Source organism: Novosphingobium sp. HNCC26BN242 (assembly GCF_057180525.1).
The window spans coordinates 445,605-459,823 of the sequence record NZ_JBXUGM010000002.1 but is presented as its reverse complement, the minus strand read 5'-3'; the positions used below and the strand labels follow the sequence as shown (position 1 = coordinate 459,823).

General features: G+C 63.0%; 13 protein-coding genes. 5 read left to right on the top strand and 8 right to left on the bottom strand.

Annotation, left to right across the window (positions count from 1 at the left end):
• Positions 1-81 precede the first annotated feature (81 nt).
• A complete protein-coding gene (locus AC2A1F_RS09790) occupies positions 82-405 on the top strand; it encodes a hypothetical protein (protein ID WP_484208571.1) in 324 nt (107 codons plus the stop codon).
• 3 nt (positions 406-408) lie between these two features.
• Here the strand turns inward: AC2A1F_RS09790 and AC2A1F_RS09785 are convergent, their stop codons facing one another.
• On the bottom strand, positions 409-1,356 hold the full coding sequence (locus AC2A1F_RS09785) for an L-threonylcarbamoyladenylate synthase (RefSeq protein WP_484208570.1): 948 nt from the start codon (positions 1,354-1,356) through the stop codon (positions 409-411).
• Positions 1,357-1,415: 59 nt separating this feature from the next.
• On the opposite strand from AC2A1F_RS09785, the gene AC2A1F_RS09780 reads away from it, so the two are divergent.
• Complete coding sequence (locus AC2A1F_RS09780; RefSeq protein ID WP_484208569.1) at positions 1,416-3,134, top strand: acyl-CoA dehydrogenase family protein; 1,719 nt, start codon at positions 1,416-1,418, stop codon at positions 3,132-3,134.
• A complete protein-coding gene (locus tag AC2A1F_RS09775) occupies positions 3,131-3,946 on the top strand; it encodes a DUF815 domain-containing protein (RefSeq protein ID WP_484208568.1) in 816 nt (271 codons plus the stop codon). The genes AC2A1F_RS09780 and AC2A1F_RS09775 overlap by 4 nt, the downstream gene beginning before the upstream one ends.
• Positions 3,947-4,039: 93 nt before the next feature.
• Here the strand turns inward: AC2A1F_RS09775 and AC2A1F_RS09770 are convergent, their stop codons facing one another.
• The gene (locus AC2A1F_RS09770) at positions 4,040-5,500 is read right to left on the bottom strand and encodes a PQQ-dependent sugar dehydrogenase (protein WP_484208567.1); all 1,461 of its coding nucleotides are present in this window, start codon (positions 5,498-5,500) and stop codon (positions 4,040-4,042) included.
• 87 nt (positions 5,501-5,587) lie between these two features.
• On the opposite strand from AC2A1F_RS09770, the gene AC2A1F_RS09765 reads away from it, so the two are divergent.
• A complete protein-coding gene (locus tag AC2A1F_RS09765; RefSeq protein WP_484208566.1) occupies positions 5,588-6,070 on the top strand; it encodes a GAF domain-containing protein in 483 nt (160 codons plus the stop codon).
• A gap of 145 nt (positions 6,071-6,215) precedes the next feature.
• Here the strand turns inward: AC2A1F_RS09765 and AC2A1F_RS09760 are convergent, their stop codons facing one another.
• Positions 6,216-6,719 carry a DUF4262 domain-containing protein gene (locus AC2A1F_RS09760; RefSeq protein ID WP_484208565.1) on the bottom strand — a complete coding sequence of 168 codons (504 nt, stop codon included), beginning with the start codon at positions 6,717-6,719 and terminating at the stop codon, positions 6,216-6,218.
• Positions 6,720-7,454: 735 nt separating this feature from the next.
• On the opposite strand from AC2A1F_RS09760, the gene AC2A1F_RS09755 reads away from it, so the two are divergent.
• Positions 7,455-8,207 carry a glycine zipper 2TM domain-containing protein gene (locus AC2A1F_RS09755; RefSeq protein WP_484208564.1) on the top strand — a complete coding sequence of 251 codons (753 nt, stop codon included), beginning with the start codon at positions 7,455-7,457 and terminating at the stop codon, positions 8,205-8,207.
• Positions 8,208-8,490: 283 nt separating this feature from the next.
• Here AC2A1F_RS09755 and AC2A1F_RS09750 read toward each other — a convergent pair whose 3' ends face one another.
• The 5 genes from AC2A1F_RS09750 to mnmG all read right to left on the bottom strand — a co-directional run bounded on the left by AC2A1F_RS09750 (position 8,491) and on the right by mnmG (position 14,003).
• A complete protein-coding gene (locus AC2A1F_RS09750) occupies positions 8,491-9,645 on the bottom strand; it encodes an acyl-CoA dehydrogenase family protein (RefSeq protein ID WP_484208563.1) in 1,155 nt (384 codons plus the stop codon).
• A 113-nt stretch (positions 9,646-9,758) separates the two neighbouring features.
• Positions 9,759-10,706: a ParB/RepB/Spo0J family partition protein gene (locus AC2A1F_RS09745; RefSeq protein WP_484208562.1), complete on the bottom strand. Its 948-nt coding sequence runs from the start codon at positions 10,704-10,706 to the stop codon at positions 9,759-9,761.
• The gene (locus AC2A1F_RS09740; protein WP_484208561.1) at positions 10,703-11,479 is read right to left on the bottom strand and encodes a ParA family protein; all 777 of its coding nucleotides are present in this window, start codon (positions 11,477-11,479) and stop codon (positions 10,703-10,705) included. Before AC2A1F_RS09740 ends, AC2A1F_RS09745 begins: the two co-directional genes overlap by 4 nt.
• Positions 11,476-12,159, bottom strand: coding sequence for a 16S rRNA (guanine(527)-N(7))-methyltransferase RsmG (rsmG, locus tag AC2A1F_RS09735; protein WP_484208560.1), 684 nt, complete (start codon positions 12,157-12,159; stop codon positions 11,476-11,478). The genes AC2A1F_RS09740 and rsmG overlap by 4 nt, the downstream gene beginning before the upstream one ends.
• On the bottom strand, positions 12,156-14,003 hold the full coding sequence (gene mnmG, locus AC2A1F_RS09730; RefSeq protein ID WP_484208559.1) for a tRNA uridine-5-carboxymethylaminomethyl(34) synthesis enzyme MnmG: 1,848 nt from the start codon (positions 14,001-14,003) through the stop codon (positions 12,156-12,158). Before mnmG ends, rsmG begins: the two co-directional genes overlap by 4 nt.
• Positions 14,004-14,219: the final 216 nt, after the last annotated feature.

The window sequence follows — 14,219 nt, the reverse complement described above, 5'->3', positions numbered from 1 at the left end:
CCCCAAAAGCCCCAATCCGGCACATCCCTCACTTGCCAAGTCCCTTGCACAATGGGACTTTCCAACCAGAGGGAGAATCCCATGCGTTTCGCCACCGTCTTGCTGCCATGTGCTTTCTTGCTTTTGACGGGTTGCGTGGCGAAAGCGGTGCTGGATGTGGCCACCCTGCCCGTGCGCGCCGGTGCCGATGTCTATGATCGTGTCACTGTCAGCGATTCAGAGCAGGATCAGAAACGTGGCCGTCAGCTCCGCCAGCGAGAAGAACGCTACGGACGGTTGTCCCGCAGATATGATCGAGCCCGCGCCGAATGCCGTGATGGCGATGAAGTTGCCTGCAATGATGCCCGCCGCATCTATGATGAAATGACGGACCTTCGCGCGACCATACCCTTTGAGTCTGAATAGCGTTCAAGCAGCCGCGCGGCGTAACCGGTCATTGATCGCCACGCCCATGCCCTCATCAGGTACCGAAGCCACGGCAATGCGCTTATGCGGCGCAGCTGCCGCCAGATGCAGGCATGCATAAAGCCGCGCAGCGGCCTCAGCCAGATCACCGGAAGCTGAAAGTGAAACGTGCCCGCCGACTGCACCAAACCCGATCAGGAACTCCCCTTCGTGCGCTACCGTCGCATCCAGCCGCACAGGCTTTCCCGGCGCATAGTGGCTGGCCAGCTGGCCCGGCGCTTCGATCTGTGTGGAATGGACCGCCGTACTGCCCTGGCCCAGCACCGCTGAAATCTCCGCCTCGGTAATCGGTCCGGGACGGAGCAGGGCCCAGGTCCCGTCATCGCGCAGGCCCACGATGGTCGATTCGATCCCGCGCTCGGTCTCACCCCCGTCCAGAATCAGGTCCACCCGCCCCCCCAGCGAATCCGCCACATGCACAGCGCTCGTCGGGCTCACCGCGCCACTGCGATTCGCAGATGGTGCAGCGAGCGGGTATCCACAGGTTTTCAACAGGGCCTGCATCACCGGATGGGCTGGAACCCGCAGCGCCACAGTTGGCAGCCCTGCACTTACCGCCGCGGCCAATCGAGCATCGCTCCGGCGCGGCAAAACCATGGTCAGCGCGCCCGGCCAGAATGCTTCTGCCAGTGCCAGCGCTCTGTCATCAAACAGCGCATAGTCCCGCGCTGCCGTAACGTCCGGCACGTGCACGATCAGAGGGTTGAAGTCCGGCCGCCCTTTGGCGCGATAGATTCCCGCCACCGCCGCATCCTGATCGGCGCGTGCGGCAAGGCCATAGACCGTCTCGGTCGGCACAGCCACGGTGCCACCTTGCGCAATCACTTGCGCTGCATGCGCAAGCCCTTGATCATCGGGCACTTGCACTTTCGAAGGCTTTGTCGGCTCCATAAGCCCGGCTATAGGGAGCAGTAAGCCCTGCGCCAAGCGCTGCGCCACAGGAGAGAGCGATGACCTTCACCCCGCCCACCGCCGATCAGATCCTCGCGATCCGTGTCAGCGCCGGTATTGACGAGCTGGCGCAGAGCGAACGCTTTGCCGCCGCCACGCCCGATCTGGTTGAGGCCATCGTCGAAGGCGTGGGCGCCTTTGCCGCAGGCGAATGGGCCCCGCTCCACCGCGCAGGCGATCAGGTTGGCGCAAAGTGGAAGGACGGCGTCGTCACCCTCCCGCCCGGCTATGTCGATGCCTACAAGGCTTTCGTTGAACAGGGCTGGAACTCCATCGCCGGGTCTGCTGATTTCGGCGGACAGGGCCTGCCCTTCACCCTCGCCACGGTCGCGCTGGAAACGCTGGGCGCGGCCAACATGGGCTTCACCCTGCTGCCGATGCTCACTGTCGGCGCGATTGAGGCGCTCGAACACCACGGCAATCAGGAACAGAAAGCGGTCTACCTGCCAAAGCTGATCAGCGGCGAATGGTCGGGCACGATGAACCTGACCGAACCGCAGGCCGGGTCCGATGTGGGCGCACTGCGCACCACCGCCGTGCCGATCACCGATGGCCCCCACGCGGGCAAGTACCGCATTACCGGCACCAAGATCTACATCACCTTCGGCGAACATGACGCTGCCGGCAACATCGTCCACCTCGTCCTCGCCCGCACCCCCGGCGCGCCCGAAGGTTCACGCGGCATCTCGCTGTTCATCGTGCCCAAGTTCCACGTGGAACAGGACGGGACCATCGGCGCGGCCAACGATGTCCGCTGTGTCTCGATCGAACACAAACTCGGCATTCACGCCTCGCCCACTTGCGTCATGTCTTATGGCGACAATGGCGAATGCGTCGGCGAGATGGTCGGCCACGAAAACGGCGGCCTGCGCGCCATGTTCACGATGATGAACTCCGCGCGCATCAACGTCGGCAGCCAGGGTGTCCAGATCGCCGAACGCGCTTTCCAGCAAGCCGCCGCCTATGCGCGCGACCGTGTCCAGTCCGCCCGCGCAGGGTCCCCCGACAAGACCCCCGTCGCCATCATCGAACACCCCGACGTGCGCCGCATGCTGATGCGGATGCGTGCGCTGACCGAAGGCAGCCGCGCGCTGCTCTACTACACCGCCGGCCAGGTCGATCGCGGCTCCTTGAGCGATGACGCTGCCCAGAAGCGCGCCGAACTGCTCGTGCCCATGCTCAAGGCCTGGGGCACCGATATTGGCTGCGAGGTCGCCAGCCTTGGCATTCAGGTCCACGGCGGCATGGGCTTCATCGAGGATACCGGCGCCGCCCAGCACCTGCGCGATGCCCGCATCGCTCCGATCTACGAAGGCACCAACGGCATTCAGGCCGCCGATCTCGTCACCCGCAAGCTCGGCTACGAAAACGGCGGCGTCCTGCAATCGCTGATGGCCGAAATTGCTGCGGAAATGGAAGACGTGCCCGAAGTCGCCGCGCTGGCAAAGGACGCCGCCGCCATCGGTCAGTGGATGAGCACCACCGCTTCGTTGGACGACAAGCTGGCAGGCTCAGTCCCCTTCACCACGATGTGCGCGGTCGCCGTCGCCGGATGGCAGCTCGCTCGCCAGTCGCGCGCCTCCGGCCTCCCCGCCAAGATCGCCGTCACCAAGTTCTTCAACCGCGTGATCGTCCCCGAAGCGCGCGGGCTCGGCTCGTCCGCGATGGCCGGTGCCGCACTGCTCTATGATCCCGATACCGAAGCGCTGGCGGGATGAACGAAGCCCTGCTTACCCGCATTGCCGAAGCACTTGAACGCCTGTCTCCCCCGTGTGAGGCCAGCGCCGATTGGCACGCCTTCCCCGCCTATGTCTGGGACGGCAAGGCCGCGCGCGGCATCACTCCGCTCGAAGCTCCTGCGCTCGATCTGATGCAGGGGATCGACAAGCAGAAGACCGCCGTGGTCGAAAACGTCGCGCGCCTTTCGCGTGGGGCAGCTGCGCATGATATGTTGCTGTGGGGTGCACGCGGCATGGGCAAATCCGCCCTCCTCCGCGCCGCCACCCTCGCCGCGCAACAGGCAAACCCTGGCTCAATTGCGCTCGTTCAAGCCAGCCCCGACGCGGGCCTTGCCGATCTCTTCGCCACCCTTCGCAAAATCGACCGCCGCTTCCTCGTGTTCCTCGACGATCTCGGCTTCGATGCGGGCGATGGCGATGGCGCGCGCAAGCTGCGCTCCTGGCTCGAAGGCGGCGTAGAAGCCCGCCCTGCCAACGTCCGCCTCGCCGTCACCTCAAACCGCCGCGCCATTGTCGAGCGCCACCTGTCCGAACAGGATGACCCGATCAACCCGCGCGATGTCATTGATGATCGCTTGGCACTGGCAGACCGCTTCGGCCTCAGCCTCGGCTTCCACAACTGCACGCAGGATGATTACCTCGCGATCATCGCAGGCTATGCCGCAAACTACGGTCTGACCTATGAGGAATCCGATGCCCTCGAATGGTCAAAACGCCGCGGCGGCCGCTCGGGCCGCGTCGCGTGGCAATATGTCAACGAACTTGCAGGCCGCGCCGGACGTTCGCTCTAACCCGGCATTCGTCATTCCCGCGCAGGCGGGAATCCAGCGCGCGACCGTCGGAACGGGATTCCCGCCTGCGCGGGAATGACGAGCGGTCTGGCCCTACCGCTCCGGCTTCATCAGGTCAGATTCCGCATCGGGCTTCATGATAAACCGCCCGGTGCCCTTGCCCTGCGGCGGTGCAACCCGCTTGGGCAGCGGCGCAATCGCAGGCGCAGGCGCAGCGCCCGGTGCCACCACGCGCCAGATCACCCCGCCAGTATCATCGCTCACCAGCAGCGCACCATCCTTGGCAAAGGCCACCCATGTCGGCCGGCCATGCGCTGCCTGATCGGCGTTAAGGAACCCGGTCAGCACCGGCAGCGGCGGCTGCTTCAGCACATTGCCGCGCTCGTCAAACCGCACGAACACCACGTCATAGCCCGCCAGCGGACGCCGGTTCCACGAACCATGCCGCGCCACGAAAGCGCCTTGGCTGAACTTTGCTCCCATCAGGTTGCCGCCCTTGGCAAAGGCCAGCCCCAGCGGCGCCACATGCGATCCCAGCGCGTATTCAGGCTTGCGCACGTAATCGAGCAGGTACTGCGGCATCGGCGGCTTAACCCGCCAGTCCATGTTCTGCTTCCAGTAGACCCACGGCCAGCCATAGTTCGATCCGAACGGCACGTTGGTCAGGTAATCGGGCACCAGATCGGGGCCGAGCATGTCGCGCTCGTTGACCGTGGTCCACAGCTCTTCGCTGTGCGGGTTGAAGTCCAGCCCGTTGGGATTGCGCAGGCCCCCTGCATACTCGATCGATTTCTTCGACGCGAAATCGTACTGGTGGATCGTCGCGCGCCCGGCCTCAGCCTCGATGCCGCCCTCGGCAATGTTCGAAGCTGAACCCACGGTCACGAACAGCTTGCTGCCATCGGGCGTCAGCAACAGGTTGCGCACCCAGTGGTTGCCGCCACCGGGCAGATCCATCAGCTTTTCGGGATTTCCGGTCAGCGCGGTTTGCCCCGGCTGATAGGGGAACGAAAGCACCGCATCGTGATTGGCCACCAGCAGCCGTCCATCGCGAAACGCCATGCCAGCGGGTGAACTGAGCGCCGGATTGCTCATTTCAAAGCGCCGCTCGGCCTTGCCATCGCCATCGCCATCGCGCAGCAGCACGATCTTGTTGGGCGATGGCCCGCCTGCCCCCACCTTCTTCATCAGAAAGCCCATCACCATGCCGGTGATCCCGCTTTCATCGCGCGGCGGGGAATTGGTCAGCGCCACCAGCACATCGCCATTGGGCATCGTGAACATCGTGCGCGGATGATCCAGCTTGTCGGCAAAGCGCGATACCTGCAGCCCCTGGGCGGCCACCGGCAATTCGCCGTCCTTCCAGCCTACCGGCTCGGCGGTCTTGATCGATGGTACGGTCTGCTCGTCCGGCTCAGCCAGTTTGGGCTTTGGCCCGGTGGTCTCGCTCAGCGCGAATTCAGCCTCAGGCCCGCGAATGGACCAGGCCACCCACACTCCGACAATGGCGATGACAAAGGCCAGCATGGCCGCAATGGTCTTGATAAGGTTCATGGATCAAATCTAGGCGCTACACGGCGTCAGAGCAATGGCACGCAGGTGCTGCGCGACATTCCCGTCACACCGAGCTAAAGCCCTGCCATGTTCACATTCGCCCCCACCGAAGGCCAATCGAAGGCCGATCTCCACGCCGACCTGCTCGAAGCCGCCCGCGCGCTCACGCAGGATGAGCCCGATGCCATCGCCAACATGGCCAACCTTGCCGCGCTGCTCTGGCAATTCCTGCCCGATCTCAACTGGGCCGGGTTCTATCGTATGGTGAGTGGCGAACTGGTGCTCGGCCCCTTCATCGGCAAACCCGCCTGCATCCGCATCCCTGTGGGGCGCGGTGTCTGCGGCGCAGCTGCGGCAACCGGTGAAACGCAACTCGTGCCCGATGTCCACGCCTTCCCCGGCCACATCGCCTGCGATGCTGCCAGCCAATCGGAACTGGTTGTGCCAGTGATTCGCGATGGCGCGGTGATCGCCGTCATCGATCTCGACAGCCCCTCCCCCGCCCGCTTCGACGCCGACGATGCGCGGGGGGTCGAGGCTCTGGCGGAGGCCATTGCAGGCCGAATCTGAGCTACCCCCGCCGATCAAAAAAGGGTTCGCGCAGGGAACGCAGAGGAAGAGAGGCGGCGGGGACTGGTTCAAACCTAAGGCAGAGTCCGCTATCGGGAAGACGCTAGGATAACCGGGATGGCTGGAAGGGGGTGGTTTTCTGCCGTCAGATCGTCAGGCCGGTCCAGCGGCCTTCTGTTAAATCGGGCTGGTCACTTGCGAATGCTGGGTCAAAGTCCGGCTGCCACGTAAAGACCCCCTCACGGTCCGGCCAAACAAGCTGGAGACACGGGAAATCATCACCGCGGTAAAACCACCGACTCCAACCAAGATGCTCGGCGTAGAAGTCCCGAGAGACGGGAAGGAGCACAGCCTGATGGTTCCCGAATATACCCGAGAGCTTTGTCTCTGGTTTCGGAACTTTCCCCTCGCGAATGTCGCGGTAAATGTCCCATAAGATGTCGTGGGACACCTGCTTCGGCAACGAGAACACAATGATCTCCGGATGGCCTAGGCCATGGAAGAAGCCGGTTGAGTAGGTGAAATCAGGTTCCTGCTTTTCTGGATCGAAAACGCGTGTGCTGAACCACCCATGCTCACGGATTTGTGCAAGGAAGTCGCGAGCTTCAGGGTCAAGTTCAGCTTCGTGGAGCTCGAGCGCTGTTTTCATGCCTATGAAACTGAACGCAAACACCGATTTTCGCAATGACCGTTATGGGGTCGCTTGCTGCCTGTCCGTTTTTATTTCAGATCGCGCGATAGCCGACGCTCGCATTCGATTTAGACCAACCGCAGATTTCACGGTTTTGCGCAGAACGCCGTACTGCACGGCAATTGCGTGGCAAATTGACATCGCAAACTTCCACACCGTCACCCCGTGATCGACACGGGGCTTGGCTTTTCTTGCAGCCATGCGTTCGGCATCACCGCTTAATGGAAAACGGACGCGTCAGCGGCGTTTCGCGAGGATTGCGCCACAAGGCAGCCAAGCCCCGTGTCGAGCACGGGGCGACGAGCATTCTAGGCTTATCGCAAGCTCGCCGGGATCGGCAGCCCCTCAGCCAAGCACCACATCTCTGCGTTCTCCGCGCCCTCTGCGCGAAATCTGTTTTCCTTTGGAACTTCGTCGATTGCAAACACAACCGTTGTGGAAACCCTCCCCGCTGCGACTAAGGCACAACTGCAGTGTGCCAAGTCTCGCTCCCCTCCCTTAAGGGAGGGGTTGGGGGTGGGTTTACGACAGTTGCGTGTGCAAAATCCCTAAGCCCCAAAAATCAGCGCCCCACAACCCGAACCGGCCCGATTCGGGACAGGTGGGATTCTGCCGCTGTGGAAACCTTGGTTTCCTGCCGGTCATGATGGTAAGTTTGCGGTTAACGACCTTTCCCAACAGGGGGAATCCGCAATGCTTGCCCGTCTCACACTTGCCGCGCTTATCTTGGGTGCCACTGTCTCGCCCGCCCTCGCCAATCAGGCACGCGTGCCCGCTGGCGTATCCTATGGTGCCGGTCCCATGCCGGGTCCGGTCCATAACCCGCCGTTGGCAGGCCCGCCCTACCCCACCGTGGTGATGACGCAGCCGGTGAACGGCGCGATGCAGCAGCCGGTCTATCCTCAGGGTTACCCTCAGGGTTACCCACAAAACGCACAGGCCTATCCGCCCGTCGCACAGGGCGGCTATCCTGCGCCCGATCCGCGTTGGGCCGAAATGAACGAGCGTTGCGCCAAGGTCTATGGTGATCGCCATGTCGGTGGCACTGTGCTGGGCGGTGTGGCGGGTGGTGTGATCGGCAATCGCGTTGCCGGACGGGGTAACCGGGTGCTCGGCACCGTGATCGGCGGCGTCGCAGGCGCAGTGGCGGGGAACCTGATCGACAAGGGCGAAGACAAGAACCTGCGCCGCGAATGCGATGATTACTTCGCCTCAATCCCGCAGCAGGGCGCTCAGGGCTACCCCGGCGCATATCCCGGCTATCCGCCCGCCCCTTATGGCTACATGTGGGTTCCGGTCGTCTCCGGTCCGCAGAAGCCTTGCGTGGAAACCACCGTGGTCACCGAAAGGTGGGTCGATGTTCCGGTGCGCCGCCGCGTGATCCATAAGCGCACCCGGATTGTCCCGGACAAGCGCGTAAAGGAAAAGCGCGTCTACACCGGCTGATTCGCCCGGAGAAGCAGACCCACCCCCAACCCCTCCCGCTTGCGGGAGGGGAGCGAGACTTAGCGAGCCGAAGGCGAGATTAGTCGCAGCGGGGTGGGCTTCCAACTTCTCACACTTGCAAACAGCATAAGTGCCTTTGTATTTCTCACCCCCAACCCGCTCATGCTGAGCTTGTCGAAGCATGCTTGCGCCGTGTGGGTGTTACCACCCTTCGACAAGCTCAGGGTGAGCGGGTTGGGGGGAGGAGGCGCGTGCAACCCGCCCCCAAACCGTGTCAAACCAATCAGAGCTTGCGCCCGATCAGCTCCTTCATGATTTCATTCGTGCCGCCAAAAATGCGCGTTACGCGCGCGCCGCGCCAGGCGCGGGCGATGGCGTATTCGTTCATGTAACCGGCCCCGCCGTGCAGCTGCAGGCACTTGTCCATCACTTCCCACTGCAGTTCGGTGTGCCAAAGCTTGGCCGCCGCGCCTTCCTCGGCGGTCAGTTCCTTCTTCAGGTGCCGTGTCAGCGCCCAGTCGAGATGCGCCCAGCCCACCTGCAGCTTGGTCTTGAGGTCGGCCAGCGTGAAGCGGGTGTTCTGGAAATCCAGAATCGGCTTCCCGAAGGCCTTGCGCTCGCGCGTGAACTCCACTGTATCGTCAAAGGCCTTCTGCGCCGAGGATTGCGCGCTGATCGCGATCGACAGGCGCTCCTGCGGCAGTTCGCTCATCAGATAGATGAAGCCCTTGCCCTCTTCGCCCAGGCAATTGGTGATCGGCACGCGCACGTCTTCAAAGAACAGTTCCGAGGTATCGGCCTCGTCCTGCCCGATCTTGTCGAGATTGCGCCCGCGCTTGAAGCCTTCGCGATCAGCTTCGACCAGCACGATCGAAACGCCCTTCCATGCGGGCTGCACTTCGGTATCGGTCTTGCAGCATACCAGGATCAGGTCGGCGTTCTGGCCATTGGTGATATAGGTCTTGGACCCGTTGATCACGTAATGGTTGCCGTCCTTCTTCGCAGTCGTGCGCATGGACTGAAGGTCGGACCCGGTGCCGGGTTCGGTCATCGCGATGGCGGTCACCACTTCGCCCGAGACCATCTTGGGCAGCCACTTCTTCTTCTGCTCTTCCGAACCGTACGAGATCAGGTAGTTCACCACGATGTCGGACTGAAGCGAAAAGCCGGTGGTGACGCGGCCGTAATAGGCGCTTTCTTCGTCGACTATGGCGTTGTAGCCGAAGTCCAAGCCCAGCCCGCCGTATTCCTCGGGCACTGTCGGGCACAGCATACCCACTTCGCCGGCCTTGGGCCAAACCGATTTCGGCACGATGCCCGCGTCTGCCCATTCAGCGGAGTGGGGCGCGATCTCGTCTTGCAAAAAGCGGCGGACGCTGTGGCGGAAGGCTTCGTGATCTTCGTTGTAGGCACTGCGCGGAATCAGGTCGAGCGACATGACGCATTCTCTCCGGTTTCTGGTCTGGTTGCGCACAGCGTAAGCGCGACCCAGTCCCCCGGTCAACGAGAATTTAATCGCCTAATTAATGCCTGATAGTGCAAGTCTGGCGGTTAAAACTCACCGCCCGTCAGCCGCTGGCAAATCAGGTCCAGCTGGTCCAGATTCTTGTAGCGAATCGTCACCGCTCCGCTCACCGGATCGGAATCCGGCTGGATCTGCACTTTCAGACCGAGAAAATCTTCCAGGTGCTGCTGGATCGCCGAAAGATCGGCGGCGCTGACCGAATCTTTCCCCGCGCGGGCCTGCCGCCGGGTTCCTTCCGGACGCGAAGCCTTGCGGACCAGTTTTTCGACATCGCGGACTGAAAGGTCTTTGGCTACGGCCTCGCGCGCCAGCTTTGCCGGGTCGGGCGCATTGATCAGCGCGCGGGCATGGCCCATCGACAGTTCGCTGCGCACCACCATGTCGAGCACGTCGTCGGGCAGGCCGAGAAGGCGCATCATGTTGGCCACGTGGCTGCGCGATTTGTCGACGAACTTGGCAATGTCGGTCTGGCTCAGCCCCTCGCTGTCGGCCAGTCGCTGGTACGCGCGGGCCTCTTCCACCGGGTTCAGGTCTTCACGCTGCAGGTTTTCGATTAGTGCAAGTGCAGCCACATCGCGGTCGTCGAGCTTGCGGATGATCGCGGGAATCTCATGAATCCGCGCCTTCTGCGATGCGCGCCAGCGCCGCTCCCCCGCCACCAACTGGTAGCGCCCATTGCCCATGGGCCGCACCACCACCGGCTGGATCACCCCGCGCGCGGCGATGGACTGCGCCAGTTCCTCCAGCGCCTCTTCATCAAAGTGCCGCCGCGGCTGATCGGGGTGGGGTTCGATCGAGGCAACCGTCAGCATCGCCAACCCGCCATCGCGCGAGCCTTGCGCATCCTCGCCCGATACCGAAACCCGCGCAATCGGCTCCTCACGCCGCACCTCGCCCATCAGCGCGCCTAGCCCGCGCCCGAGGCCTGTGCGTCGTGTGGGGGTCTTTACCGCTGCTTCATCCGCGCCGCTCATGCCGCTTTCCTCCGTTCGGGCAACCGGCCAATCAGCTCGCGCGCCAGTTTCATGTAGGCCTGCGATCCGGGGCAGGCGTGGTCATAGATCAGCGCGGGCAGCCCATGGCTCGGCGCTTCGGACAGACGCACGTTGCGCGGGATCACGCTTTCAAACACCAGATCGCGCAGGCACGATCGCACGTCATCCGCCACCTGATCGGTCAACCGGTTGCGCCGGTCGTACATGGTAAGCACAATGCCCAGAATGCCCAAGTCCTTGTTAAACCGCTCCTGCACCCGCTCCACCGTCTGCAAAAGCTGGCTCAAACCTTCGAGCGCGAAGAATTCGCATTGCAATGGCACCAGAATCGAATCCGCCGCCGTCAGGGCATTGAGCGTGAGCAGCCCGAGTGAAGGCGGGCAATCGATCAGGCAAATGTCGTGGCCCGTGTCGCCGTTCAGCACCCTACGCAACCGATGCGTCCGATCATCGACGCTGACCAGCTCCACTTCCGCGCCGGAAAGGTCCATCGTGCCCGGCACGATATCCAAGCCGGGAATCCGCGTGGGCATCAGGCAATCGGCAACAGCCGCCTGATCAATCAGCAATTCGTAAGACGACCGTTCACGCTCTGTCGCCGAGATGCCGATGCCGGTGGAGCAATTGCCTTGGGGATCGAGATCGATCAGCAGCGTTTTCCAGCCTGTGGCGGCGAGGGCTGTGGCGATGTTGATGGCGGTGGTCGTCTTGCCCACTCCGCCTTTCTGGTTTGCGACAGCGATTGTGATCATTGGGAGCCTCGTTGACGAAATACATGCGCAGGAGGCGCTTTTTGGCCGAGGAGGCGGCCGGTGATGATGCCGGCTTGGGCATCGGTCAGCGAGTGTTCCACGTGGAACAGGTGATTCCATGATTCGGGGAGCATCTGCAATTCTTGCGTCGCCCCTGCCCCCTTCGGCAACAGCCAAAGCGTGTCGGGTGTGGAAAAGCGGGCGGAAAGAGTTACGAGCTTGTCCAGTGGAGCAAATGCGCGCGCTGATATGACGGCGTGTTGACCAGAGGGCAGATCTTCGACGCGGGACAGGACTACGCGAACGTTGCGCAAGTTCAGAGCATCGGCTGCGCGCTGTAACCATTCGGTGCGCAAGCGGCGCGAATCCACGAGAGTTACCGGGCGGTGCGGTTCAAGCGCAGCGATGACCAGTCCCGGAAATCCTGCGCCGGTGCCCAGATCGAGCCAATCGCCGTCGGGAAGTGTTTCACGTGAAACATGCAGCAGTTGCGCGGAATCGACGATGTGGCGCACCCAGACATGCGGCAAGGTGCCACGCGCCACTAGGTTTTGGCGCTGGTTCTCATCCAGAAGCAAATCGATCAATGTAGACAGTCGCTCCATGGCCGCATCGTCGATACCAAGCACATCGCGCAGCCAGCTTTGGGCGTCCGCCTCGGTGGTCAAGACAGCGGTCATGCAGCAATCCGGCGGCGGGCGTGGACAAGCAGGCTGGCAAGTGCAGCGGGCGTGATCCCGGCAATGCGTCCTGCGGCGGCAAGCGTATCGGGCTGGGCCTTTTCGAGACGCTCAACCATTTCACGTGAAAGGCCGGGGATGTCTGCGAAGGGAAAGCCCTCCCCCAGAGGCACGGCATCCGAGGCGCGCAGATCTCGCAACTCAGCCTCCTGCCGGTCCAAATAGGGCGCGTAGGCGGCGTCTTCTTCCACTTCCTCTGCGAGCAATGGATCGACTGGCTGCGTGCCCACCCATGGCTTGAGCGCCGCCAGATTGACTTCCGGGAAGCGCAGCCATTCCTGCAGCGTCCGGCGGGTGCCATCGGCGCGGACCGGCATTCCGGCGCGGTTGAGATCGGTAGGCGTGACCTGCTGGGCCAAGGCGGCCTCAAGTTCTTCGCGTTGGGCGCGGCGATCATCGAACCAGCGCGCGCGTTCCTCACCAATGCAGCCAACGGCAAGGCCGAGCGGGGTCAGGCGCGTGGAGGCATTATTGGCGCGCAGGCGCAGGCGGTATTCGGCGCGCGCGGTGAGCATGCGGTAGGGTTCGCTGACGCCGTGCAGCGTCAAGTCATCGACCATGACGGCCATGTAGCTATTGGCGCGATCCAGTTCCGGTGCATCGCGGCCCAGCACTTCAGCCGCGGCATTGATCCCGGCGATCAGGCCCTGTGCGGCGGCTTCTTCATAGCCGGTGGTGCCGTTTATCTGTCCGGCGCAATAGAGGCCGGGGATAGCTTTGACTTCAAGACTGCGGCATAGCGCGCGCGGATCGATGTGATCGTATTCCACCGCATAGCCGGGTACGGTGATCTCGGCCTGCTCCAGCCCTTCCATCGAGCGGATCATCGCGATCTGAATATCGGTGGGGAGCGAGGTGGAAATGCCATTGGGATAGACTGTGGGATCGTCCAGCCCTTCGGGTTCGAGGAACACCTGATGTCCGTCCCGGTCCCCGAAGCGGTGGATCTTGTCTTCGATCGAAGGGCAATAGCGTGGGCCTTGCGCGCCGATGGCACCAGTGAACATCGGGGAACGGTCCAGCCCCGACCGGATGATATCGTGCGTTCGTGCGTTGGTGCGGGCGATGGCGCAAAACACTTGGGGCAGCGGGCGCGATGAAGTGAGCGGCGACATGGTCCATGGCTCGGCATCGCTCGGCTGTTCGGGCAGGCGTGCCCAATCGATGGTGCGGCCATCGATGCGTGGCGGCGTGCCGGTCTTGAGGCGCGCCATCGGCAGAGCGGCGGCACGCAGTTGTTGGGCGAGCTTGTGGGCGGAATCTTCGCCGATGCGACCGCCTTCCATGCGTTCTTCGCCGCGGAACAGCCGACCGCCGAGGAAGGTGCCGGTGCAAAGGATCACCGCCCTGCCCTGCAGACGGGTGCCGTCGGCCAGATCGATTCCGGCGACGCGACCTTGTTCCATGTGAAGCGCAGCGGCTTCTCCACCGATCAGGGTGAGATTGGGCTGGGCCGCTATCAGTTGCTGGATTGCGGCTTTGAAGCGTTTGCGGTCTGCCTGCACGCGCGGGCCTTGCACAGCACTGCCTTTTGAGCGGTTGAGCATGCGGTAGTGAATCGCGCCTGCGTCTGCTGCGCGGGCGATCAGACCATCGAGGGCGTCGACTTCACGCACCAAGTGACCCTTGCCGAGCCCGCCGATGGCTGGGTTGCAGCTCATTGCGCCAACGGTTGCGGGATCGAACGAGACGAGCGCGGTGCGCGCGCCCATGCGCGCCGCCACGGCGGCAGCCTCAACGCCGGCGTGTCCGCCGCCGATCGCGATGATATCGAACTGGTGCATTTTGTGGGCGATACGCGAGTTGGAGATTCGCGTCAAAGATTTGGCGAATGCATCCTTTGCTTACGCTGGCGTCTCATGCCCACCCCCGACCCCTCCCGCTTGCGGGAGGAGAGTTAGATTTGCTGAGGTTTAGAAGGGAATTGGTTTCTCGCAGAGGCGCGGAGGAAGCAGAGACCGCGCAGGGACATGCGGAAAAGCCGGTTCAAAATTCTGGAT